A 24571-nucleotide genomic window follows, 5' to 3' on the forward strand; every position below is an offset into this window, starting at 1 on the left:
CCAATATTCTTTTATCAAAAGGTGAACAATCTAAGTATTTTTTCTTCATTCTTCTGTTAGGCCATATCAAAAAAGAGGATGTCCTGAGGCATCCTCTTTATTTAGGTTATTTAATTAATCTAGGTTGTTTTCTAAAAGATTGTTGTTTTCTAAAAGATTGTTGTTTTGCAAATAGGTTTTTAAAAGCAAATCGTTGTAAAAGAAGATGATTGGAGCGGAAGGTGCGAGCTCCTCGAAAATGCTCTCGCATTTCCTTCGTGCGGTGTTGATTCTAGGAAGCTGATTCAACGTCCTGCGGGAGCAGCGGGACAGGTGAGACCCCGCAGGCGCTTTGCGCCGAGGAGGCTCACAGCCCGCCCAGCGGAAAGCGAGCATCCTGGAGTGGAAATCAACTAATATAGCAACAAGTATACGAAAACAGCCTTAATCTAACAACAAAGCAAAACAATTACAAAGGGCACAGGTAAACCGTAATTCCTTTTACTCTAATACTAAGTTATATTTTCTTTGCATAAAATCTTAAGAAATGCGGTTTGCATACCGGCTGTCATTTACAGTTATGCTCTTGTCAGAAAAAGGAGGGAGTTTATGTTTAAATTTTTTTCTTTTAAAAATAAGCAGACAGAAAAAGTTAATAATATAAACTCTCTTATTCTTAATAAATTAGACCGGATTGCTGAACTATTAGAACAACAGCAACAACTTCAACACCAGCAACAACAGGTGAATAAAGAACAAAATATTCAATTTGATCATGTGCAAATTGATTATATAGAGAACATTGTCTTCCGGTTAGACAATATAGAAATTGATGAGTTGAGCGGAAAATTAATTATAGGAAATAATATAAGTACTTCAGAAGACTTGGCCAAACCACTAGTGCTAAAGATGGCCAAAGAAAATGCTAAGCAGGAGGCAATGTCTGAAACAGCTCCAGAGAATCATCAAAAAATAATCAAAACATCAAAGGGATTTCGTTTTCGCAAGGATATTCCATAAATGCATATGCTCCCAAAATAAAGTATGTTTGAACGTTATATAAACGCGAGAAAGTTGTCATGAAAAATGAGATGATATCACCTTTATTCTTCTCTTATTATATTAGCAATTTTAATATCCTGATCGTCGATTATGGCATCAATGACATCTTCATCATTATTAATATTTATATTGTTTAATAAATGATTTTGGTCTCCGAATATGCCACCTTGGGAATAATTCGCTTTTTCATTTGCATCCATTCCTGTAACATTGCTCTTCCCAACGAATACAGAGCTATTATTATACATCGTATTGACATCGACACGATCAATAGTTAGATTCGTATCATTCTCATTACCAGGATTCTCAAAAGAGAGATTGATATCCCGGTCATCGATAGGCGTATCAATAAAATCAGGGTCAATCAAGATGGAGACATTTTGGTAAAGAATGTTTGATTGGCCACTTATGCTTCCAATCACACTATTTTCTTTACCATGTGCACTCCATCCAATCGCATTGTTCCTTTCTCCGATAAAGATACCCGATTGCCTTTGCATCGTTTGGACATTTATATTCCCCGCAAATTTAAATCGCCAAAACTTTTTCATGTGCCGCTCACGCCTTTTATTTTTGATATGATGATTCATTTATATAAGTTGGTTAATCCACATTATGTTTATAGAAATAGGTTTGTGATGAATGCCTCTAAAAATGAAAAGCTGTGTCATTAGCCCAGGGTGTGCATAGGCTAATAAAAACGAAAAGGAGTAAGGTATAAATGATCAATTTAACGTTGGAGGATATATCCATTGGGAAAATGAGCAATGGATCCGGCTTTTTCATTGGCGAAAAAAATACATTAAAAAAATTCAATTATACATCTGTCGTAAACGAAGCTGTTGGTATATTGTCAGGAAATGAAACTACAGTAAAGCAAAATCAATGGATAAAAAACAGAGAAAAATGGGAGGTTGATTAGTTCATGGTTTCTCCGATTTTATCCCCTACCTTTCATATTGGCACGATTAAGATAGGAAATATTGAAGGGGCTTCCTGTTTTAGCATCGGAAACAATTTTATCGAAGACTTTAAAAACAATAAAAAACATAACCAGGGATTGGGCAACATTCATGGAGATCAAAGCAATCTGTCGCATACAAGCGCTTCATTAACAAATTATGAGCATGACTCAATCCAAAAGAAAAAATCGGAGCAAGAGATACGTAAAATTAAAAGGATAGCCAAACAAAAACAACAAACCCATGTATAAAAGGGTTTGTTGTTTATTTTTAATACATGAAAATTTTTTTTGGATTTCCCTTCTATTTGCCCTATACATTTCCGCCAATAACTGGTTTATAATCCTGATCAAAGATCAAACCATCAAACATTTCAAAGCTATCAGCATTGTTGCTTACATTGCCTGCGATAAGATTATTAAAGCCATAAATACCACCAAAGCCTAAATTATATTTTCTATTTGCATCCATCCCGTTTACAACAGCTTCACCAACAATGACGGCAGCATTGGGCTGGGGAGAATTAACATTAAAGATCCCTAAATTAATCACTGAAGGCATCCCAATTACCTCCTCACCTTCCAGTTCCTGTTACCCATCTTATGTTTCCTAGATTACTTTCGTGATAACAGCGTATGGGCAAAAAAGAACCTGCCCGACCACTCGAACAACTTAAAAGGTAAAGTACCCAGATTCTATTTTACAATCCCTGAAAGAATCAAGTTCCATACAACTTCAAATTCCTGGTCAATGGTGGGTGATGCCCACTCTTTCGCATGGGCAGGATGATGAAACCGAGCAGTTGCCATAAAGACTCCGCTCGCGGTGGCTTTGGCATCTCTCGACTTAAATTCTTGATTAGCCACTCCCGCTTCAATAATCGGGATGATTTGTCCGATTAATTCACCTATATGGGCATTTACTGCGTCTACAGATTCTTCCACGAGTGTTGTATACATTGTAAATAACTCAGGGTCTTCCTGAACAAGGGCATGTTTAATATTAATCAGTGTCTTTAACCATAAATGTAATCGCTCTGAAGCAGTACAGTCCTGTTTAAAAACTGCCTCTAATGGTTCAGAGATACTGTGCAGCCATCTCTCTGCAACAGATTCTCGTAAAGCAGCTTTACTTGGAAAATGACGATAAATTGTCCCATGACTTACATTTAGAGCTCTTGCAACATCCACTACACTTGTTTTTTCTGGTCCAAATCGGCGAAGAACCTGCTCCGCTGTATCTAAAATGGTTTCTTTCGTTAGATGATCAGCCATTATTGCTTACTCTACTCCGAGCATACCCATTTGCTCAGCGGCATAACGTGTACCAGCAACAGCTTCTGCAGGAACAGCTTTTTCAATTCTTTCAAGATCAGATGTGCTAAGCTGAAGACCAACTGCGCTCAATGCATCCTGTAGTTGTGTACGTTTGCGGGCACCAATCAATGGGATAACATCCTCGCCTCGAGATAGAACCCACGCAATGGCAAGCTGTGCAACGTTTGTTTCTTTTTCCACCGCTATTTCACGTAAAGCTTCTACAAGAGCTAAGTTCTTATCCAGATTTTCGCCCATAAAACGTGGAGAGAAAGAACGGAAATCAGGTGCTCCTTGACGATCCTTCGACCACTTTCCACTTAATAATCCACGAGAAAGTACACCGTATGCCGATAGGCTAATTCCAAGTTCACGTAAAGTCGGTAAGATTTCTTTTTCAATACCACGGCTAAAAAGTGAATATTCAATTTGCAGCCAGCTAATCGGATGAACGGCATGAGCACGTCGGATGGTATCTGCATTCGCCTCTGAAAGTCCAATATTCTTCACATAACCCGCCTTCACCATGTCGGCAATTGCCCCTACAGTTTCTTCAATTGGTACATTTGGGTCTACACGAGCTGGCTGATAAAGGTCGATGTAATCAACACCTAATCTCTGTAAAGTGTAGGATAAGAAGTTTTTCACCGCTTGCGGTCGTCCATCGACACCAACCCATCCACCGTCTGGAGATCTCATGGCACCGAATTTAACAGCAATAAATGCATTATCGCGTTTTGAACCTTTTAGGGCTTCATTTAAAAGAAGTTCGTTGTGGCCGACACCATAAAAATCTCCGGTATCTAATAATGTAATTCCTGCTTCAAGTGCTGCATGAATCGTAGCAATGCTTTCATTTCTGTCCGCTGCACCGTAAAGATCGGACATTCCCATGCATCCAAGTCCTACTGCGGATACTGATTGACCGTTTTGACCAAGTTTTCTATATAACATAAGATTATACCTCCATATCAAGATGAGTTTCATGATATCAGCAAAATAAACAATAATCAAGTGACAGATTTTATTTTTTGTCAGTTGATTGTTATGCTATCGATTTCTAATTCATTTGCATGCTTCTGTTCGATATTATCTTTTAGTATGAACGGAAAAATAAATCGACATATCCTAAAAAAATAATAGTTGACATGCTGAAGAACTTTCATTATCATTTGTATGTACAAACAACAAATCAAATAAAAGATAACATAAGAAGGTTTAATGCTCGCAACCCTAAGCTTAAACCTTCTTCTTTTGTTAGACACATATTGGATAAAATTCGTATCATTTTTGTACTCAAAATTACAGAGAATAGAGGGAGATTATTGATAAATCGACAACAAGAGATTTCATCTAAACTTATATATGTATTGTGTACCATTGTATTATTGGTTGTTATGAACGCAACAATCTTTAATGTAGCACTGCCAACTATCTCAGAAAGGTTTTCTCTATCCACTCCTCAGGTAAGCTGGATTGTAGTAGGATATGCCATGATCACAGCGATTGGATCCATTACTTATGGGAAATTAGCGGATATATACCCGCTTAAACCTTTATTCATGATTGGTTTATCTCTTTTTGCAATCGGATCATTTCTAGGATTCTTCTCGCAAAGCTATTCACTAGTTATTATCAATAGAATCATTCAAGCGGCAGGAGGATCTTCTCTTATTTCCTTGTCTATGATTACCGTTTCACGTTACTTTGAACAAAGCAAGCGAGCTCGCATGATGGGAATGTTAACCTCCTCTATTGCTTTAGGAGCAGGAATCGGTCCTCTGGCAGGAGGATTTCTAACTCAGGTTTTTGGTTGGAACTATCTTTTCTTAATTATGACTATTTCTTTGCTGACATTTCCATTTATTATTCGTTACATTCCTACAGAAATGAACCGTAAGGGAGAATTTGACACCATTGGAGCCATTTTGATGGCAGCGTTTGTTATCTCATTATTACTATCTGTCAATTTGTCTCCCTATTTTTTGTGTATCAGTATCTTGACTTTTATTATTTTTAATAGCTATTTTAAAAAGAAAAAAAATCCGTTTATTCAAATTGAGCTGTTTGAAAATCGTTCCTACACCTTATTTTTACTAACAGGCTTTATTACATTCTTTGTACAGCTAGCCGTATTCCTTACTCTACCTATTATGTTAAAATCCACTTTTCATTTGAATCCTTTGCTTATCGGAGTTATCTTATTCGCAGGTTCAATGACTGGCGCAATTTTCAGCCCGTTCTCAGCAAAGTGGAGTCGAAAATGGAATAATAATTCAATGTTATTGATTTTCAACAGTATTATGACTATTGTTCTTCTATTTTTAGGTTTTTATTATTCCCTTTCACCCATATTAGTCATGATTTTCTTTATGGTATTATTTATGTGCTATTCCAGTATCCAAGTATTGCTAGCAAATTCTGTTGCGATGACTTTGCAGGCAAATAAAACCGGTATTGGTATGGGATTATATACTTTGATAACTTTTTTAGGCATGTCTTTTCGCCAGCCTTTGCCGGTCGCTTGTTAGACTGGACAAACTCATTTGGCAATACATTTTTTATTTTAGGCTTTGTGATTGCCTTTAACATTTTCCTTTTCTCGATGGCTTATTCTAAAAATCGCCTAACTGAAAAGGAAATTTAGTCGATGAACAAAAAGAAGCTTTCATGCAAGTGAAAGCTTCTTTCTACTATTATTTAAGACAAAGTTTTACCTTGATAAATCAGGTTGAAAATTATGCACATTTATAGCGACCGTATAATACCTCCTTCTACTCTTTGGGCAGTACCATTGATTGCTGAAGCTTTCTTTGAAGCTATGAATACAACCGTGTCAGCTACTTCTTCCACTGTAGTAAATCGTTGAATTAAAGAACTCGGTTCATTATTTTTGAAGTAATTTTCTGAAAAGAGCTCAAGATCCTCGTTTTCTGCTTTCGCCGCTCCTATCATGTAACTTTCGACCCCCTCTGTCCATGTGGCCCTGCCAACACACTGTTAACCGTTACATTTGTTCCCTTTGTAAGTTCTGCCATCCCCCTAGACAAGCTAATTAGGCCGTTTTTGAAACTGAATAAGGAATCATTTGTGGCAATGGCTTTAACCCTGCTTCACTAGCAATATTTATAATTCGACCTGTATTTCTTTTAAGCATCTCCGGGAGAAATGAACGGGATAATCTAACTGCACTAAGCACATTTACGTTAAAATAGTTCATCCATTCTTCATCAGTAATATTTTCAAATTCCTTAACTTCAAATATGCCCATATTGTTTACAAGCACATCGACTTCTCCGTACTCTTTTATTTTTTCAATAAATTCTTGAGCCTGTGGTGCATCTGACAAATCAGCAGCAATCCCATAAACATTTCCTAAATTAGATAGATCAATAACTGTTTCCTCCACCCGGCTTTTGTTTCTGCCGTTAACTATAACCTTCGCTCCTTCCTGTAAAAAAGACTTCACAATTCCTTTTCCGATTCCAGATGTTGAACCTGTGACTACTACTAATTTATCTTCAAGTTGTAAGTTCATATTACTCAACCTTTCCTAATAAATATTCTTGTAAGAACTTTTGCTAGTAGTTAATTTTGCCAATTAAAAAACACCGGATACCTTGCAACTCTATTCATTTGTCGAATATGAATTTCTCGGAATCTCACTCAGATTCTAAGCCAAATCGATATGCATTGGCTGATGAGAAAATGGCTTAAAAAAGCCAGGATAATGACTTTCTACAAGTTCTCTCTTCTTATTTATCGTTACCTGTTGGTCATGTGGGAGGCATGGATTTTACCCTGTAAGAATGTGACTTGCATTCAGACTGGCATTCGCTTTTTTGGCCTTGCCCTGTCCGAATGAGACTTGCATTCAGACTGGCATTCGCTTTTTTGGCCTTGCCCTGTCCGAATGAGACCTGCATTCAGACTAGCTTTCGCTTTTTTGGCCTTGCCCTGTCCGAATGAGACCTGCATTCAGACTGGCTTTTGCTTTTTTTACCTTGCCTTGTCCGAATGAGACTTGCATTCAGACTGGATTTCGCTTTTTTTACCTTGCCTTGTCCGAATGTGACTTGCATTCAGACTGGATTTCGCTTTTTTGGCCTTGCACTGTCCGAATGAGACCTGCATTCAGACTAGCTTTCGCTTTTTTGGCCTTGCCTTGTCCGAATGAGACCTGCATTCAGACTAGCTTTCGCTTTTTTGGTCTTGCCCTGTCCGAATGAGACCTGCATTCAGACTAGCTTTCGCTTTTTTTACCTTGCCTTGTCCGAATGAGACTTGCATTCAGACTGGATTTCGCTTTTTTGGCTTTGCCCTGTCCGAATGAGACTTGCATTCAGACTGGATTTCGCTTTTTTTACCTTGCCCTGTCCGAATGAGACTTGCATTCAGACTGGCTTTCGTTTTTTTTGCCTTGCCCTGTCCGAATGAAACTTGCATTCAGACTGGATTTCGCTTTTTTTACCTTGCCTTGTCCGAATGAGACTTGCATTCAATTTTCAACTAAAAAATCTAGAAGAGCATGATATGGTTAAAGGCAATAAATATAAAAACCGCACCTTTTATGATACGGTTCACCCCAACAAATCAATATGAGAATTCTCAAAAGCATATTAGAACCAAATAAATATTTCCACGTTTCTCTAGCTTTTCTGTTGATACCATTCAATAAGTTTCAACATTTTTTCACGGTCTTCAGAGGTTATTGGGGTATAAATTGTAAGTGTTATATCTGAATTCTCTGCAGTCAACAAACTGTTGTGCTGCAATGAAAACGACCCAACCTTTGGGTGTATTACATTCTTAATTCCGCTTTGCGTTCCCGCTATGTTATAGTCAGGCCACCATGTTTGAAATTCAAGACTTTCTTCGTTTAGTTTTTTTACTAAATATCGGTACCAATGGTCGTCTAAATGTCGTCCATAGAATACACGAAACTGGGCTAAGAGACGTTGTGCTAGTTCTTCCCAATTCTTAAAAATTTGTCTGTATGATTGGTTTGTGAACATCCTCCATAAATTGTTACGCTCTAATTCATCCATTTTTTCAAAATCTCCGAAAATTGAGCAAGCAGCTTTGTTCCAGGCGACTGTATTCCAACGTTCATCCATAATATAAGAAGGGCAATCTTCTAAGCTGTTTAATATATGGTGAAGAGAAGGAATAACTTTGTCAGGATAATGTGCTGATGAAACAAGAGATCTTTGTTCAGAAAGCTCATAAAGATAACTTGTCTCCTCTTTTGATAACCGTAGAGTACGAGAAAGACTTTCCAGTACTTGTGATGAAACACGAATATCCCTGCCTTGTTCTAACCATGTATACCAGGTTAAAGATACCCCAGAAAGTAGTGCCACTTCCTCACGACGCAACCCTTTTGTTCGTCTAGATGTATGGTTTTCCAATCCAAACTGCTCAGGGGAGAGCCGTTCACGGCGTGAGCGCAAAAATACACCGAGCTCTTTTCTTCGATCGCGTCCTTCCATATAAAATACCTCCCTGCACAATATGCCTTTATTATAATATGAATTTCAAATTCTCTACCTATTACAATTTGTACTATTATAAACTCTCTCCTTATTGTGCTTTTAAATCATTGATAAGATGTGAATGTAACCAAAAGATTGGTTAGTTTTTAGGAAAATTTTGGGGAGGTTTTTAATAATGAAAGCAGCCGTCTTACAAGAAAAAGGACAATTCTTACAAATAACAGACATGCCGGCACCAACTCTTTTACCAGGGAGTGTACGAGTAAAAGTAACAGCTTCTCATATTTTATCATTTTCACAATATCTATTTGGAGGTCAAATTCCCGTCCCGCTTCCGACTCCATATATACCGGGACCAAGCGCGATTGGAATTGTAGAAGAGGTCGCAAATGATGTATCCGGTATTGAAATAGGACAAAAAGTATTTTGTAATCCATACATCACATCGAAGGAACAAACTGGGGTGCAGGATGCAATTTTAAAAGGATGGTTCGGATTAACACCTAATTCCGGTAGCTTGTTAGAAACATGGAAGCAAGGGTCATTTGCTGAACAAGCGGTATATCCAGTTGAAAATGTAACACCTATTTCCGGATTAGATCACATTGATGATTCTAAATTGGCTGCAATTAACTATATGTCTATTGCATACAGTGGTTTCCAAAAAGGTACCTTGCAGCCTGGACAATCAGTACTCATTAATGGGGCTACTGGAAACATGGGAGCTGCAGCTGTATTAGTCGCTTTGGCAATGGGAGCAGCAACTGTATACGCAGTAGGACGCAATGCAGATGTATTGAAAAACCTGCAAGCATTAGATGTTAATCGTGTATTTCCAATTGTTTTAGAAGGATCTGAAGAGGAGTACAGTAAGTTACTTTTATCAAAAGCAAATGGCGTAGATCTTGTATTGGATGCACTTGGAACAGTGCTTACACCTCATTTGACAGCAGCCGCTATTTCAACACTTCGTCCGAAAGGAACTGCTGTGTTTGTCGGTGGCGTATTTACCGATATCCCAATTTCTTACTATGATATGTTAATTCGCGAAATAACCGTAACGGGATCTTTCATGTATCCTGTAACAGCACCAAAAGAAATTGTAAACATGATAAGAGCAAATACGTTATCATTTGAAGCGGTAAAAACTGATGAATTTGTTTTACAGGATGTAAATGAGGCAGTTACACGTGCAACGCAGCTTAAAGGCTTACATTATAGTGTACTTACGCCTCAAAAATAAACCTCTGGAAATTCTACCTATTGTAGTAACAGCCACTAGTTGGTAAAGTCAAAAAATTCTTAGCAGCAAATAGATAATTTGATTTGAAACAAAAGAAAACCGATGCCCACAAATAGTTTCGCAGAGCATCGGTTTTTTATTATCTTATCTTTGTGAAGTTATTCTTTTACTTTCTGTACTCTGATTTTAATTGCATCGTTGAATCATAATGCGAATTAGGATGATATGGAATGGATGGAGTCGTTTCCAGTGTAAGTAACCGCTCATTAAATGATGCTAAGTATTTCTTACGATTTTCTTCATGATGAGCAGCTCCATAAGCGACAAAAGGTGGCAATACGTCCATTCCTGAAAAGCTCAATATTCCACGATGAATATGGTGTAACACTTGCTCCATCATGTCACCACTAATTCCATGCTTGGAAAACATGATCTCAGGTCCGCCAGTTGTAACAGATAGCATGGTTTTCTTTCCTTTTAATCCGCCTTGGTCATAAAACCCTACGCCAGGACCATACAGCCACCCCATCGCAAATACACGGTCTACCCAGCCTTTTAAAATAGCCGGAACGGACAGCCACCACAATGGAAATTGGAAAAGAACAAAATCGGCCACTTTACTTTTTCTATCTCATCTTTAATATCTTCAGTAAACGTACCTTTTTTGACTGCTGTCATTTGTTCCCTTTGGTATTTGAAAAAATCGTGATCCTCAAGCTCAATGAAATCCTGTTTGTTTGCCACTGGATTAAAATTCATCGCATATAAATCAGAAACCCTTACCAAGTGACCTTGTTCTTCCAATGTTTTTATTGCTAATTCTTTTAACGCACCATTGAACGACTTCGGCTCCGGATGAGCATAAACGATTAAGACGTTCATCCTTTAAAGACCTCTTTATAATCTTTGGCGAACGTTTCAAAAGAAGTTGCTTTTTGTCCTGTGATTTCTTCTACTGTATTGGAAACCTCTGCTGTATATCCTAATTTGTTAATATGATATAGCTCTAACAATGCATCGACTGTTTCAACAGGCATTCCTGCATCTAACATCGATTGACGAGCACCTTCAGCTGGAACATCTACATATTTAATGGAACTACCTGTCACAGAAGAGAGAATATCTGCAATCTCGGGATAAGAAATAGCTTCGGGTCCTGATAAATAATACGCTTTATTCTCATGTCCTTCTTCGGTTAAGACGTAATACGCCACTTTTGCAACATTACGTGCATCAACCAAAGCAATTTTCCCATCACCAATTGGTGCGTAGAATGCACCGTGATCCTTGATTGTATGGGCGCTAAAGTTGACGATGTTTTGCATAAATGAATTTGGACGTAAGAAGGTATAAGCAATCCCTGATTGTTCGATTTCTTTTTCAATAGTCCGGTGCCATTTGGCCATTGTGATGGCTTCCAGTTCAGCACCTGCACCTGAAATTTTCACAAGATGCTTAACACCTGCTTCTTTTGCAGCCTGAATAATATTTCGAGATATCTCTACCATATTCGGAACAAATGGGGTTGCAAAAAATACTTTCTCGATTCCGTTCATGGCTTCTTTAAGTGAAGATGGAGCATGAAGATCAGCCTGAATCATCTCGACTCCAAGTGCTTTTAATTCCTCTGTATGACTTGTTGGACGGACGGTCACACGAACCTTTTCACCTTTTTTTGCTAAAAGCTTAGTTAATTCCTTACCGATATTCCCTGTTGCACCAATTACTAAAATAGTTGAGTTCATTTTATTCGTTCTCCTTCATTTCAAATTTATCCCAAATTTTATTTTCTGTGATTATCGATATTTGCATACATTTGTTGTTGTCCTGCAGCCAGGAAATCATGTGGAAATCCTAATTGAATCTTACTGATGTCATTTAGCCTTTGTAAATGATCCTGATTAAGTTCAAATTCCAAGCAGCCCAGATTATCCTTTAATTGAGCCTCTGTTCTAGCCCCGATAATTGGAATAATCACTCCGCGGTCCTGCTGTTGTCTAACCCAATTCAGGGCAACCTGTGCAGAGCTTCGTCCAATCTCCTCTGCAATCTTGTCGACTTCTTTTGCAATTTGAAGGTTTCTTTCATTAAGGAATTGATTGTGCATAGGATTTGGAATATGCAATCGCTTTTGATCATTGCTATTTTTTGTGTATTTTCCAGAAAGAAGTCCCTGCCCTAAAGGAGACCAAACCGTAACTCCAATATCAGATTGCTTAGCCATTGGAAGTAATTCTCTTTCAACCGTCCGTTCAATTAAGCTGTATTGTATCTGCAAACCAATAAACGGCGACCAGCCACGAAGCTTTGCAATGGCATTTGCTTCTGACACGACCCATGCAGGTGCATCAGAAATCCCAACATATAAAACTTTGCCGGAACGAACAAGGTCATCCATTGCCCGCATGACTTCCTCAACCGGAGTCATAATATCCCAAAAATGTAGCCATAGAACATCAATATAGTCTGTATTCAGGCGTTTCAAGCTCGCTTCCACGGATTGGACAAGATTCTTCCGCTGCGCTCCACCGGCATTAGGGTCTTTAGGATTTAAAAAATTTAAAGAGTATTTTGTAGCAAGGACCATTTCTTCACGACGGGGCGCTATAAATTCACCTACAAATTTCTCACTTGTTCCATTCAAATAAATATTGGCTGTATCAATAAAATTCCCGCCAGCCTCAACATAGGCTTCGAATACTTTTCTGCTTTCTTCTTTGGATGCACCGTAAAGGCCCAATCTTCACCAAATGTCATTGTTCCTAATGCCAGTTCTGAAACTCTTAATCCGCTGTTTCCAAGTAATTTATATCGCATATTTCCTCCTCCTCATAATCAATCATTTTTTTACAACTTCTAGAATCATTTCTCTTAAGCCAGATTGGTCATTTTTGCACTTACTTCCCAGAGCTTCTTTGCCGTCATCTCGTCGTACGAAATTGCCGATGATTTTTCCGTTTTCTTTTTTACGAAATATTTTCCGCTTATACCCTCTATTTGTGAAGATGAAGCTAAAAAAATTGAAGTTTCTGCCCCTTTATCAGGAGTCAGCATAAACGGTTTCATTAAAGTCCCGAAAATTTTGAAGAATAAAGAATCATTATTTCCAAAATTGGTCCTTACCACTCCGGGATGTAAACAATTCACGGTCACCCCAGTATCTTTTAAGATTCGATCCAGTTCATAAGTAAATAATACATTGGCCAGTTTTGACTGATTGTAAGCTTTAATGCCGCTATATTTCTTACGCCCATCTAAATCATCGAATTCTACTTTCCCCATTCCCTGGGCACTCGAACTAACGTTTATTATCCGTGCTGGAGCACTTGCCTTTATTAGATCAAGGAGTAAATTGGTCAACAGAAAAGAAGCCAGATGATTAATAGCAAAAGTGCTTTCAATTCCATCTGAGGTGAATTCCTGCTTCCACTTCATGACACCAGCGTTATTTACAAGAACATCTAAACGAGTATATTTTTGTTTAAATCGATCAGCCAATTGACGAATAGATTGTTGAGAAGATAAATCTGCTAGCAATAAATCAACGTTTTCATTTCCGGATATTGATTTAATTTCTTTTAGTGCTTTTTCTCCACGTACTTGATCAAAAGAGACCATCACTACCGTTGCCCCCATTTTTGCTAAAGCAATGGCCGTTGCATTCCCAATCCCTTGGCTGGCTCCAGTGACCAAACATACCTTCCCTTCTAAACTTCCCACAAACATATCTCCTTTCTTATTCGTTTTTTTCTTCTTTCAAATCCAATACCTTTGTTTCCGTCAATTATGAAAACAATTTTTCTTACAATAAGTGCCCTTCACTTTTGACTTGCTTGTGCATACAATCAATTCTTCAAAAAATTTTTATTTATAAATAGAAGGGTTAATCAATAATCCTAGATTCATTATTCTTATCCCGGTAAGAATCCTCAGCAACAGTAGGTCTGATATTCTCGAAAATACCGAAGGAATTCCCGCTTGTATCCTTAAATATGTAACAAGGTCCGTTTGGGATGCCCATAGGTCCTTTTTCTTCCTTCCAGCCTCTATTTCTTAATTCCATTACCTTTGCATTTAAGTCCTTTACTTCATAAATTGGCATGCATGTCGGTGGAGTTAAGTGATCTGCGATTAATATTAGCGTGCTTCCCCCATTTCAAACGCAGCTACCTTTGCTCCAAATCGGTCGAATGCCCAATGCAATTTGCCTCCAAGTACAGATTTATAGTAGTGAAAATCAGCTTCAAAATCTGAAGTGCCCATATACAAATACATCAACTTTTCAAACGGTAAAGCACTTATTTTAGACACCACCATTCTAATAAAGTAATTTTACTTTCTTTAGAAAATCGATTACATTTCATGTTCAATACTTTCTAATGACCTCTCCTTAATGATAGTTCCTTTTGTATTATTTTATGATTGCTAATCATTAATACTTTTGTTGTTTGTACATACAACTATGATACGATAACAAATTTGAAAAATCAATTATTATCCCTAACTATTTTTTCTCGTTTATCAAAAATCCACTTTATTATTAGTGGTAAAGATGGGCAAAATATTGTGGAAATATTTTTAAAGGCCGTTTGACAAAAAAATTCGATTGATGTAATTTATATTTGTATATACAAACAACGTTCAATATGACGAATTCACTTTTAAAGGGTGAAGATAGTACCTAGCTTAATATAGAAACTAAGCAGAGAGTGTTGGAATAAATATTTTTTAAACAGGAGATGAAGTAATTATATGGAAAATACATCAATGCAAATAATCCTAAATAAATTTTCTGTCATGGAGACTATTTCTAAATTTTCCTACTATGCAGATCATCATGAATGGGAAAATTTACGAAAACTTTTTACCAATCAAATAAACATTGATTACACCTCCTTAGCAGGTGGAGAGCCAGCCAAGCTTGACGCTGAAACTTTAGTAAAACATTGGGAGCCAGCATTATCTAAATATAAAATGACACAGCATGTCATTACAAATCATATAATTGAGTTACAGGATGAATCCACTGCAACTTGTAAAGCATATTTTCAAGCATTTCATGAACATCCCTATAAATTTGGAGATGATAAATGGACCTTAGGAGGGGAATATCATTTTTCTCTACTAAAAGTGAATGATGTGTGGGAAATCTCAGGGATCACAATGACTGCTAAATGGGGATCAGGAAATCCTAATCTCCTTGCTGAACATTGATAATATTGATAAAATCAAAAAAAGTAAAAGCCTTGCGAACATTATTGAATGTTTACGTAAGGCTTTTTCACATTTGCTTATATCAAAGAACCTCAAGTATCTACTTTCTATATCTTGCTATTTCAATTTCTTTACCTGTTACCAGCGATTTGATCCAAAATATATGGATCTTTTATTTTTTTATCATCTGAAAGCATAAAAATCTTCGAAACGATTTCAGCTGTTTTTGGGTCTTCGTCCATAAACGGCAGGAAGATTGGCGACGTTGCTGGGAATGCACAGGAATAATATAGAGTGCCCCTGTTGCCTGTTTGTACACATTCCCACTTCCAAGGTGGACACTGTATTCTCCAAGACTCCCCTTTATTAGAGCAAAATTCCCTTCCAGACTGACATTATCAAGCTGCATTAATCGCAAGGATTCCGCGACAATTGCTTTTCTCATTTCAATTGTTGTTAAGCTTGCTTCTGGGTCGACTCCGCCTACATGTGCGATGCTAACGACCAAATCAATATCTCTCATCGTTTCGGAGAAGATATGCTTTGGAATCTCTTCAATCTTTATATGTTTGTAAGTATGACGGTTGAAGAATTCCACCGTTTCTAATGTAGGAACCTCTACCTCTGAAGGTGAAAACCAGTCTGCAATTGCATAAAGCTTCACCACAATATTTTCCTTGTAATAAACCTTTTGCAGGCCTCTTCATAGCTTACCGTCCACATCCGACTCTTTAACAATGACGCCGTTTTCTTCGGCTGCACCTGGTGCCCTGCAAATCTTCGGGTTCCGACAGCTGACGTTAATTCATCCTGATTCGCTAAATATAACTCACGAAATACCTGTTTAAATGGCTGCTTCACTTTCCTCATAAATAAATCCCGCTGGAAGTCACTCCACTGTCCGCTTTCGTATAAATGAACGGGATGGGCAATTAGAATGCTATCATCAGAATCAATGGTATAAAACTCTTCCTCGTTTACACCTTTCAGGCGTCCGTCCTCAAAATATCCAAACCGATTACCCGCTTTTAATACCAGACTCGAAATGAGCGGAGCAAGGACCGGATTATTCATCATATTCAGGACTTCTTTTAAACGGAAAGCATTTTCCTGCACCATTGACCGTTCGAGCTCTGCTTTCGCCCGTTTATACTGCTCTCTTAAATCAGCTTTTATTGCTTTTAAGATGACAATATATTCGTGTTTATTGTATTTCGAAGGGATGGACTTTAATGGCTTTCCATCCTTCATGGCCAAAATATCGGCACTGCCATTCTCATCAAACGTCAAATGTACTGTAATATCCTCGATTACTTTCGATTCAAGATATGGCTTAATTTCTTCCATTTTCTTTGCTTCCATATCCCATTTTAGCCTGATTACATCCTGATAACCCGCATTCCTTGCAAGATTTTCTATGGCAATGCCGACTGTTTTTGCTTCGCTTGCCTGGCGCTGCGAGCCAAATTGTTTACTTTCTTTTAAAAATTTCTGTAAAAATTCATACCGCTCGTAAACATCTCTTTCACTTTCTACAGGAATGAGGCTATAGGATAAAAGCTTGTCTTTATTTCTTTTTTCCTCGACTAATAATCTTGTTTCCTCCAGCTGCAATTTCCCTAATACCGCATCTGCAAAAAGCTGTGAACGGCGATGATTTCCTCCACCGGAGATATACTTTGCGCATTCGTATAACATCTGGAATCGCTTCATACCCATCTGTTCATAGGATTCCTTAAACCAATGGATATCAAAGGCTCCATCCTGAAAATCCTGAGGTGCTATGGGGGAGTATCGGGCGACGATTGTTTCTTTTTCTGCAGAGAAGTATTCATTCATATGGGCATGAAAATACCATGCCGGGCTTTGCATTCCTTCCCAGTGTAGATACGCCTCGACAATTTCAACCCATTGCGGTGCATACATCGCGGCTTCCAGCAATCTTTTTTCCGAGATATTATTTCCAATTATTAACTGTTTCAAGGATTCTGCATTATCTTTCCCATTAGGATAGCTGACTTTCAGTAAATGGCTCAGCACGTCTTTTTTAGGAAGTCCATCTCCATATAAATATAAGTAGCCGCGCGCGAAGGTCTCTTTTTCCAATGCTAATAGAATATTGACGAAATACTCGATTCCTTCAAATCGTTCAATTCTAGCTGCAAGAGAGGATACTTGTGTAGGGAGGTCTCCTCTGTTTAATTCCAATTCTAAAATTCTTTTAACTAGTCGATCCTTAATTGGCTGCATAAAAGGATACTGTTTCACAATCTCACTTTTGGGGTCGGTTAATTCAGAGATATAATTCGGGCTCGTATGATCCCTAACCATTAACTCCCGGAACAAGACTTCCTCGTCAATCAATCCCCTTTCAAAGGCCCGTACCAATTCCTTCAATTTCAAGTCGAAATGATGAAACTTCGACATGTATGTTAATTGATATTTCAATTTAAAATATGTGTCGAACGCCTCGTTATCTTTAGAAAGAAACTCTGCCCATCCCAACCATGGATCAGCGAGGAAATGAAGAAGTTTATACTCAGTTTCTCTTTTTTCCTGTGGGATAGATTGAATCATATATTGTAAGATTCCCGTTACGTTATCAAAAATTCCGTGAAAATCCTGGCTATAGAAAAATGCTTGGAATAGGTCCCTTACTTGAAAACGATAATTCATCTTACTAAAAAATAGATTCATTTCTTTTATTTTATCCAGTGGAAATATGTCTTCTAAAAAGGCTTTTCGCCAGCCCTTCACTTGATCGTAGTCTCTAAGCTCCCAAGCTTCCATCCTGCCAAAATAGTACCTGAAAAGCTGATCAGAATCGAGATAAAACGCGATTTGGATAAGGTCCGCCCCAGAGAGGTTCAACCTATTAAAATACTCTTTCCAAACCTCTGATAAAGGATAGCGATTCAATTCATTTGCTGGCTCCTTCGTTTCATTGCCTTGGGTAACCCATTGTAACTTTTCTCCTACATGAACGGTTTCCTTAGAGCCCCCATACCACTCCACTTCATACTCGAAAAAGCGATACTCATGAACAACATCCGCCAAACCCTGCAAATGCTGTTTGACAGTTTCTGTTGGGAGTGTTAAAAAGTCCTTTAATACAATCGAGGGAAGCTCGAGCTTAAATTCTGTCAAACGGTGTGGGTCAAATAATCCAAAGCCGTTTTCCAGTGAATAATTTTCCTCCTGCAGAAGCTTTTCGATTAGGATTCTCTCTTTAGGCGAGGCTTTTTCCATGTCTGCAAGTTCCATTTTAAAACGGTTAAACAAATTCACCTTGTCCGACTGGTCTTTGATTTCCGTTAATATATCCAAAGCCGCCAATCTTTGAAGATCATTGCTGCTGTGCAAAAGACGTTCAATCGTGACACCTATTTTTTCAGCCGGGAGCGCCAATAAAATTTGAATCACATTCTGTCTTAACGAGCCCGTTTTCAAGCGGAGCAATGATTCTATTTTTTCCATTTCTTCAGGAAAAAGCTCAATCGATTTTAAACGTGCAACAGCCGTTTCCCTAACGGTCATACTCCTGTCTGATAGGCACGTCATAAGGAACTCCCGTTGTGTTTTGTCAGTAAAGTCCTTGATAAAATTGATGAGGAGGGTGTTTCTTATATCAGAACTTACTCGTTCACTCCATTCAATCAGCTGGTTTAACCAATATTGGTCATGATCGTACAGCTGAAGGTACAGCATCTTTCGGGCAATTTCATCGGTTGACAATGTGATCGTATGGCCCTGGAATACCATGGATTCAACAGTAATCTCCTTTTTAGGCATTTGTAAAAACATTTTCTTAAATAGCTCAAAATGCTTTGTGCGTTCCTGCTTATCCTCCAGTAAAGTGATTCTATCTATTGCGAGGAGATATTCTTTTTCCCCGCGTGGCGTCCATATCATCTGATACTCATACCCATAGTTTTGGAGCAGATAAAAATTCAGCTCTGGATTGGCCTGGTTTAAATAAGGATGTGATAATTCGAATTTAATTGAACTATTTTGGCTTTGAGTCAAGAAGAACTGAGCTGCGACCTTTTGATGGTCAGCTCCATTTTCCATTATGAATGCTATCGGTTTACTAACAGCTTCTTCCTCGTAAAACGCCGTTGCCCACAGACTGGTGTAGAGAATGTTAAAATTGCCGCTGGTCAGGCCTTGTTCACGGGACTGTGGATTGGTCAGGCTTTCATATACAAACTCGATGAGCTGTTTGGCCACCCTTTTATTGTTTGCTTCAAGATCGAGGCCAGTCCATACAGCAAGTGCCCTTAGCACAGAACTGTAGCGAATCATGTCATGATCCAAAATAATTTTCAACATATAAATAGCTGCCTCGGTTGTCCCCTCATCCATACTCTCAACAATACTTTGCCGTAAACCTTCTTGAAGCCTTGCCGCCAGGAGCAAATCACCAAGCATTTGATGAGCTGGTTTGATATGGCTCTTAAAAATACCTTTAATCATACTCGATGTAAGCAGCGCGGTATTGTTTTCTCCGAAAATAATCTCACGAAGCGCTTCATAAACCTTTTCGTTGTTTCGATCAAGCTCATAAGCAATCAAATCTGCAATAATCGGATTGTACTCCGACGATTCCTGAGCCTTGGTGAGATAATGCATGAGAGAAAAATTCTCCATATCCAACTCCAGAAGATTAGAAAAGCTGTCAATGATACCATCAAAATGGCAAACTACATTCTTCGTCCTAAAGGCCTGCGCATATAGCCTGTACTGTAGGAATGCTCATATTTATGATTGACAAAATATTGAAAAAATACTTCATACTCCCTTCCCAACAGGACACGGACCATCGCGATAAAAGGTTCAAAAAAATCAGTATCACGCCAGCTGCTTTGGGCAAGAAATGATTTTTTTATATTATCCATGTAAATCTGCTTTTCATAGTAATGACTATTTGCCACTTTTAATATAATTCGAGCCACTTGTTGTTCGTTTCCAGAAAAATTCTCTTCTATCAATTTATCCAATTTTTCAAAATAGACTTGTTTATCGATTGGCTCCATCATTTCTCCCCCTACCACATGCGCCCTGCTAACATGGTCAGCTTAATAAAGGTGAGCTGATCACCGTTTTGTAAATGTAGTGTTTCATCTAAATCCAACAGTTCTTTTTGGACGTGAAAGACTTTGAATAATCCGTCTTCAAATGCCTGGATACACGTTTGAATAGCAATTTGCAGGTTAACCTTTCTCTCATCATATACAGCAGAGAAACCTACCTTTCCATTCACTGCCTGCAATTCCACTTCCTCATTCGTCAGAAAACCAACGATAGGTTCGCCAGGTTCATTGGCATTTATGCGTTGAACTTCTATGGTCACTAATTCTGTCAACAGTTCTCTAAGGGTCTCCGGATTTCCTAATAAATTGATTTCTTTACTGGTTAAATAGTTTTTCCTCTTCGCCAAACTCTTCATCGTCACAAAGACTTTCATAGCACTACCTCATTAGAATACGTTTTATCAATATTTTATCTATATCTGAGTTGATTGACTATGTTAATTTACATTGATTTACCAATTTCGGGAAACCCGATTTTAAAGAGCATTATTTTTATCAAGCTCCTTGCTGTTCTTTGTTTTAACCATTAATAAGGTTGCGACAACCACGAGAAATCCACCCTCTAAGAAAGAGTGGTGGATTTAATGTTGTTAATAGTTTTTTCTTTGGTCCATTTTTTATAAACAACATAAAGGACATAAGCTGCAGCAACACCGATAAGGGAAGGGATTTGGTGGATACAAGCTCCCAGGACACTTAAACCGATGAGAATGAACCCAATTTTCCAGCCAGTTGATTCCGTTTTCACATATTGTTTATAGATAAAATAGAGAAGCACAAGACTCATAAGTAACGCGATCATCGGTCCGATTGTCGCTAGTAAAATGATGGCTGCCAGGCCTCCTGCTAAAAGTAAACCAAATTTTTTCATTACGTTTTCCTCCTTGGGATATCTTAATTTCATCTTACCTTTTTTCTGCATGCTTTATAATTGCACTGGAGCTTGATTTTTCTATCGGTCTCGAGATGTAGATGAAGACCGTCCTAAACAATTTATCGTTTCCACTGTGCCTGAATTGTACACCGGGAGCTGTTTATTGGACAAAATTTTTAGGATGGCAGGCTCAGATGTCCAATAGAAGCACTTTATTGGACAAAATCTTTAGGATGGCAGGCTCAAATGTCCAATAGAAGCACTTTATTGGACTAAACCTCTAGGAGGGCGGGCTCAAATGTCCAATAGGAGCACTTTATTAGACAAAGCCTCTAGGATGGAGGGCTCAAATGTCCAATAGGAGCACTTTATTGGACAAAATCTCTTGGATTGCGAGCTCAAATGACCAATAGGAGTACTTTATTAGACAAAACCTCTTGGCTGCCGGACTGAAATGTCCAATAGGAGCTGTTTATTGGACAAAACCTCTAGGATGGCGGGTTCAAATGTCCAATAGGAGCACTTTATTGGACAAAACCTCTTGGATGGCGGGCTCAAATGTCCAATAGGAGCACTTTATTGGACAAAACCTCTTGGATGGCGGGCTCAAATGTCCAATAGGAGCGCTTTATTGGACAAAACCTCTTGGATGGCGAGCTCAAATGTCCAATAGGAGTACTTTATTAGACAAAACCTCTTGATAGGCGGAATGAAATGTCCATTAGAGCCTTTTATTGAACAGCACCTTGGAGTGGTTTTGTCCTGCATGGGGGTTATAATGACATTTCTCCGTTCAGCTTGCTGGATTTTTTCCTTAATAGGAATCGTTACTTACATTGTTCACGAACTTGTCACAGATTCCCATGATACTCCCTGCCCTTTTCCACCTTTCCTCTATATATAGAGGGTGAAAGGGTGGTGCATTTAAATGAATTTAAAATCAGGTAATATTGAAGGGTTTGAAACGTATTCACAATTTTCATCACTAAAGGAATTTAATAGCCATTTAGAAATGTGGCTGGCTCTACATAAGCATGATTTTTCGAAGGGCGAATTGGTAGGTTTAAAGCGATTGGTCCGTTTTGCTGCAAAAATTCCTGGTGTCTGCAACGCAAAGATTGGCACGGTATTAAAAGCGATTCATGAAGAATACCACGACCATGGCATTTCCCGCTCAACTTTTAAAAGAATGATCCAAAAAGCAATTACACTTGGTATCATTACCGTCCATGAAACTGAAAGAAAAAACGGCTCACAATCCAGCAATCTATACGTTTTTAATCGTTTTCCTTCCTATGAACCACCCAAAGAGGAAAAAATGAACCACCATAAAGAAACCAGTAATCTTTTAAAAACTAAAAATCAAGAGATTATAAAACGTCAGGAAGAAGCGCCTGTAGAATTAGACCACACTTTTGTCAATGACCGTGTCCCTCAACTCTTTGTTCAACTGGCAAAATATTTCTTCCCGGAAGCGAAAACGATTGAGGAATACTGGCATATGGTCCAAATCGCCGCTTACCGAAATAATTACGAAAAGGCAAAGGAAACCGTTCTCGATATAGCCATCCAGTCCTTCAAGCAGCTGATCCGCAAGATAAAATCCACCAAACCAGTAAAACGGCCGATTGCTTATTTTTACGGAATTTTGGATAACAAATTTGAGGATCTATTTGTTCATGAGTTAGTGGAGATGGGAGATCAAGGTGCGTAACGGCTTTACTAGCAGAAGTAATTGGGGGCTATTGGGAGGTATTTAACCGGGTGATTACTAGATAATAAGCATTATATCGGCAATGAAAATAACATTTCTCAACAAATTATTTGAAGTTTTGTAATTTCTAAAGAAAACTCGCCGATTTGAAGTGACCCCCATAAGTTAGACGGATTTTTGATTAGGCAGCTGATAGGGCTTGAGTTCGGTATTGTACTGGACTCAAACCTTTTAATTTTGCCTTTATTCGTATGTGATTGTAGTAATCAATATATTCGGCTAACTCCCGTTTAAAATGTTCTACACTATCAAACTCTTGTGTATATAAAAATTCCGATTTTAAGATACCAAAGAAATTTTCCATGACTGCATTATCATAACAGTTTCCCTTTCGTGACATACTCTGCGTGATGTGATGTTCTTTTAATGCATGCTGGAACTGAGGCATTTGATAATGCCAACCTTGATCCGAGTGAATTAGGAGCTTTTCTCCCTCTGTTAATCGCTCAAATGCTTGATCCAGCATCGTGGAAACCAGTGAATATTTTGGCCTCGAATTCATCGTATAAGCGATGATTTCCCCATTAAACAAATCCAACATGGGAGATAAATAGAGCTTTTCGCCAAATAACTTGAACTCAGTAATATCTGTTACCCACTTTTCATTTGGCTTTTCCGTCTGGAAGTCTCGATCCAAAATATTTGGTGCTGTCTTTCCGACTTTTCCCTTATAAGAGCGATATTTTTTGATGCGAACAGTGCTCTTCAAGCCTAACTCTTTCATTAACCTCTGGACCTTTTTGTGATTCACTTTATATCCTCGGTTCTTTAGTTCGAGCGTTATACGACGGTATCCATAACGGCCTTTATGTTCGAGATAAATCTCCTCAATCACTTTTTTTAGTTCGGCATCTTTGTCTGGACGACTTAATTTATTTATGCAGTAATAGTACGTACTGCGGGGGATGCCTGCGATGTTGAGTAACGCTTCAAAAGGAAAATCAATCCTTAGTTCAGACACTACTTGCGCTTTGTCCTGGTTGGTAATGTTTCCTTCTTTTGAACTAAGGCATTCAACTTTTTTAAGTAAGCAACCTCCATACGCAAATGGTCTATTTCGGCCTGGAGTGCTTCGACGGATCCACTGACGGCTGTTGTTTTTTTTGTTTTCTTCTTCACGGTAGGACGCCCCTTTTTCTTTGATTTGAGGGCGTCTATTCCTTGAGAATCAACTTGTATTCTCCATTTACGAATTAAGGCAGGAGAAGAGATATTAAAAATCGCTGCTGTTTCATTTGGAGACGTCCCATGATCATTCAAATATTTAAGTACGTCTAGTTTAAACTCTGCCGTGTACCTTGTATAGGATTTTGTGAATCCTTGTACCCCCTGATGTTCGTATCGCATCACCCAGTTTCTTACTATATTTTCAGAGGTACCAATCGATGCCCCAATCGAGGCATAACTCTCTCCACCCTTTAAATAGCGTTGAATCGCAGCTAATTTATCCTCTGTATGAAATTTAACCATAGAAAAACTGCACCTCCGTATGTTAGTAAGTGTCTAACAATCGGGGTGCAGTTCAATTGGCGAGCCTTTAAGGGCGAAGACAGAGGCGT

General features: G+C 38.3%; 22 protein-coding genes and 2 pseudogenes. 7 read left to right on the top strand and 17 right to left on the bottom strand.

The genetic code is table 11. The features are described 5' to 3' along the window. Positions 1-588: 588 nt before the first annotated feature. Complete coding sequence (locus tag RCG23_RS02270) at positions 589-999, top strand: hypothetical protein (protein ID WP_308178405.1); 411 nt, start codon at positions 589-591, stop codon at positions 997-999. Positions 1000-1082: 83 nt separating this feature from the next. On the opposite strand, the gene RCG23_RS02275 is transcribed toward RCG23_RS02270, so the two are convergent. Continuing rightward, on the bottom strand, positions 1083-1592 hold the full coding sequence (locus tag RCG23_RS02275; RefSeq protein ID WP_308178406.1) for a hypothetical protein: 510 nt from the start codon (positions 1590-1592) through the stop codon (positions 1083-1085). Between the two features lie 170 nt (positions 1593-1762). On the opposite strand from RCG23_RS02275, the gene RCG23_RS02280 reads away from it, so the two are divergent. Then, complete coding sequence (locus tag RCG23_RS02280; RefSeq protein WP_308178407.1) at positions 1763-1963, top strand: hypothetical protein; 201 nt, start codon at positions 1763-1765, stop codon at positions 1961-1963. A gap of 3 nt (positions 1964-1966) precedes the next feature. Next, entirely contained in the window at positions 1967-2254 is a 288-nt protein-coding gene (locus RCG23_RS02285) for a hypothetical protein (RefSeq protein WP_308178408.1), read from the top strand. Positions 2255-2315: 61 nt separating this feature from the next. Here the strand turns inward: RCG23_RS02285 and RCG23_RS02290 are convergent, their stop codons facing one another. The 3 genes from RCG23_RS02290 to RCG23_RS02300 form a co-directional block, all read right to left on the bottom strand. Next, positions 2316-2564, bottom strand: a complete 249-nt coding sequence (locus RCG23_RS02290; protein WP_308178409.1) for a hypothetical protein — start codon at positions 2562-2564, stop codon at positions 2316-2318. 134 nt (positions 2565-2698) lie between these two features. After that, the gene (locus tag RCG23_RS02295) at positions 2699-3277 is read right to left on the bottom strand and encodes a TetR/AcrR family transcriptional regulator (RefSeq protein WP_308178410.1); all 579 of its coding nucleotides are present in this window, start codon (positions 3275-3277) and stop codon (positions 2699-2701) included. A 6-nt stretch (positions 3278-3283) separates the two neighbouring features. Further along, on the bottom strand, positions 3284-4273 hold the full coding sequence (locus RCG23_RS02300; protein WP_308178411.1) for an aldo/keto reductase: 990 nt from the start codon (positions 4271-4273) through the stop codon (positions 3284-3286). A 218-nt stretch (positions 4274-4491) separates the two neighbouring features. Between RCG23_RS02300 and RCG23_RS02305 the strand changes: the two genes are divergently transcribed. After that, positions 4492-5850: an MFS transporter gene (locus RCG23_RS02305; protein WP_308178412.1), complete on the top strand. Its 1359-nt coding sequence runs from the start codon at positions 4492-4494 to the stop codon at positions 5848-5850. A 217-nt stretch (positions 5851-6067) separates the two neighbouring features. Here RCG23_RS02305 and RCG23_RS02310 read toward each other — a convergent pair. Together RCG23_RS02310 and RCG23_RS02315 are read right to left on the bottom strand one after the other, a co-directional pair. Continuing rightward, a pseudogene (locus RCG23_RS02310) lies at positions 6068-6857 on the bottom strand (SDR family NAD(P)-dependent oxidoreductase). A 1111-nt stretch (positions 6858-7968) separates the two neighbouring features. Then, positions 7969-8811, bottom strand: coding sequence for a helix-turn-helix transcriptional regulator (locus RCG23_RS02315; protein WP_308178413.1), 843 nt, complete (start codon positions 8809-8811; stop codon positions 7969-7971). Positions 8812-8989: 178 nt separating this feature from the next. On the opposite strand from RCG23_RS02315, the gene RCG23_RS02320 reads away from it, so the two are divergent. Continuing rightward, the gene (locus RCG23_RS02320; RefSeq protein WP_308178414.1) at positions 8990-10057 is read left to right on the top strand and encodes a zinc-binding dehydrogenase; all 1068 of its coding nucleotides are present in this window, start codon (positions 8990-8992) and stop codon (positions 10055-10057) included. A gap of 166 nt (positions 10058-10223) precedes the next feature. Here RCG23_RS02320 and RCG23_RS25800 read toward each other — a convergent pair. From RCG23_RS25800 to RCG23_RS02350, 5 genes and pseudogenes are all read right to left on the bottom strand, one after another. Continuing rightward, positions 10224-10939: pseudogene (locus RCG23_RS25800) on the bottom strand (NAD(P)H-dependent oxidoreductase). Then, positions 10936-11802 carry an SDR family oxidoreductase gene (locus tag RCG23_RS02335; RefSeq protein ID WP_308178417.1) on the bottom strand — a complete coding sequence of 289 codons (867 nt, stop codon included), beginning with the start codon at positions 11800-11802 and terminating at the stop codon, positions 10936-10938. The pseudogene RCG23_RS25800 and the gene RCG23_RS02335 overlap by 4 nt, the downstream one beginning before the upstream one ends. Positions 11803-11840: 38 nt before the next feature. After that, positions 11841-12797, bottom strand: a complete 957-nt coding sequence (locus RCG23_RS02340; protein WP_308178418.1) for an aldo/keto reductase — start codon at positions 12795-12797, stop codon at positions 11841-11843. A gap of 131 nt (positions 12798-12928) precedes the next feature. Further along, positions 12929-13777, bottom strand: a complete 849-nt coding sequence (locus RCG23_RS02345) for an SDR family oxidoreductase (RefSeq protein WP_308178419.1) — start codon at positions 13775-13777, stop codon at positions 12929-12931. 417 nt (positions 13778-14194) lie between these two features. Beyond that, positions 14195-14320, bottom strand: coding sequence for a hypothetical protein (locus RCG23_RS02350; RefSeq protein ID WP_308178420.1), 126 nt, complete (start codon positions 14318-14320; stop codon positions 14195-14197). A gap of 489 nt (positions 14321-14809) precedes the next feature. Here RCG23_RS02350 and RCG23_RS02355 point away from each other — a divergent pair, with 489 nt between their 5' ends. Continuing rightward, positions 14810-15271 (top strand): nuclear transport factor 2 family protein, encoded by a 462-nt coding sequence (locus RCG23_RS02355; RefSeq protein ID WP_308178421.1) that lies wholly within the window; start codon positions 14810-14812, stop codon positions 15269-15271. 172 nt (positions 15272-15443) lie between these two features. Here the strand turns inward: RCG23_RS02355 and RCG23_RS02360 are convergent, their stop codons facing one another. From RCG23_RS02360 to RCG23_RS02380, 5 genes are all read right to left on the bottom strand, one after another. Continuing rightward, complete coding sequence (locus tag RCG23_RS02360; RefSeq protein ID WP_308178422.1) at positions 15444-15935, bottom strand: DUF7737 domain-containing protein; 492 nt, start codon at positions 15933-15935, stop codon at positions 15444-15446. Next, positions 15932-19921: a DUF4132 domain-containing protein gene (locus RCG23_RS02365; RefSeq protein ID WP_308178423.1), complete on the bottom strand. Its 3990-nt coding sequence runs from the start codon at positions 19919-19921 to the stop codon at positions 15932-15934. Before RCG23_RS02365 ends, RCG23_RS02360 begins: the two co-directional genes overlap by 4 nt. Positions 19922-19974: 53 nt before the next feature. Next, entirely contained in the window at positions 19975-20310 is a 336-nt protein-coding gene (locus RCG23_RS02370) for a DUF5724 domain-containing protein (protein ID WP_308178424.1), read from the bottom strand. An 8-nt stretch (positions 20311-20318) separates the two neighbouring features. After that, positions 20319-20738, bottom strand: coding sequence for a hypothetical protein (locus RCG23_RS02375; RefSeq protein ID WP_308178425.1), 420 nt, complete (start codon positions 20736-20738; stop codon positions 20319-20321). 188 nt (positions 20739-20926) lie between these two features. Then, positions 20927-21235 (bottom strand): lmo0954 family membrane protein, encoded by a 309-nt coding sequence (locus tag RCG23_RS02380; protein ID WP_308178426.1) that lies wholly within the window; start codon positions 21233-21235, stop codon positions 20927-20929. A 931-nt stretch (positions 21236-22166) separates the two neighbouring features. On the opposite strand from RCG23_RS02380, the gene RCG23_RS02385 reads away from it, so the two are divergent. Further along, entirely contained in the window at positions 22167-22952 is a 786-nt protein-coding gene (locus tag RCG23_RS02385) for a hypothetical protein (protein ID WP_308178427.1), read from the top strand. A gap of 181 nt (positions 22953-23133) precedes the next feature. Here the strand turns inward: RCG23_RS02385 and RCG23_RS02390 are convergent. Then, positions 23134-24482 (bottom strand): IS3 family transposase gene (locus RCG23_RS02390; RefSeq protein WP_308177418.1). Its coding sequence is split into 2 segments (ribosomal slippage): positions 23134-24038 and positions 24038-24482, totalling 1350 coding nucleotides; the frame shifts between segments, so codons are not numbered across the junction. Positions 24483-24571: the final 89 nt, after the last annotated feature.

Source organism: Neobacillus sp. PS3-34, assembly GCF_030915465.1.
In the GTDB taxonomy this organism is placed as follows: domain Bacteria; phylum Bacillota; class Bacilli; order Bacillales; family Cytobacillaceae; genus Neobacillus_A.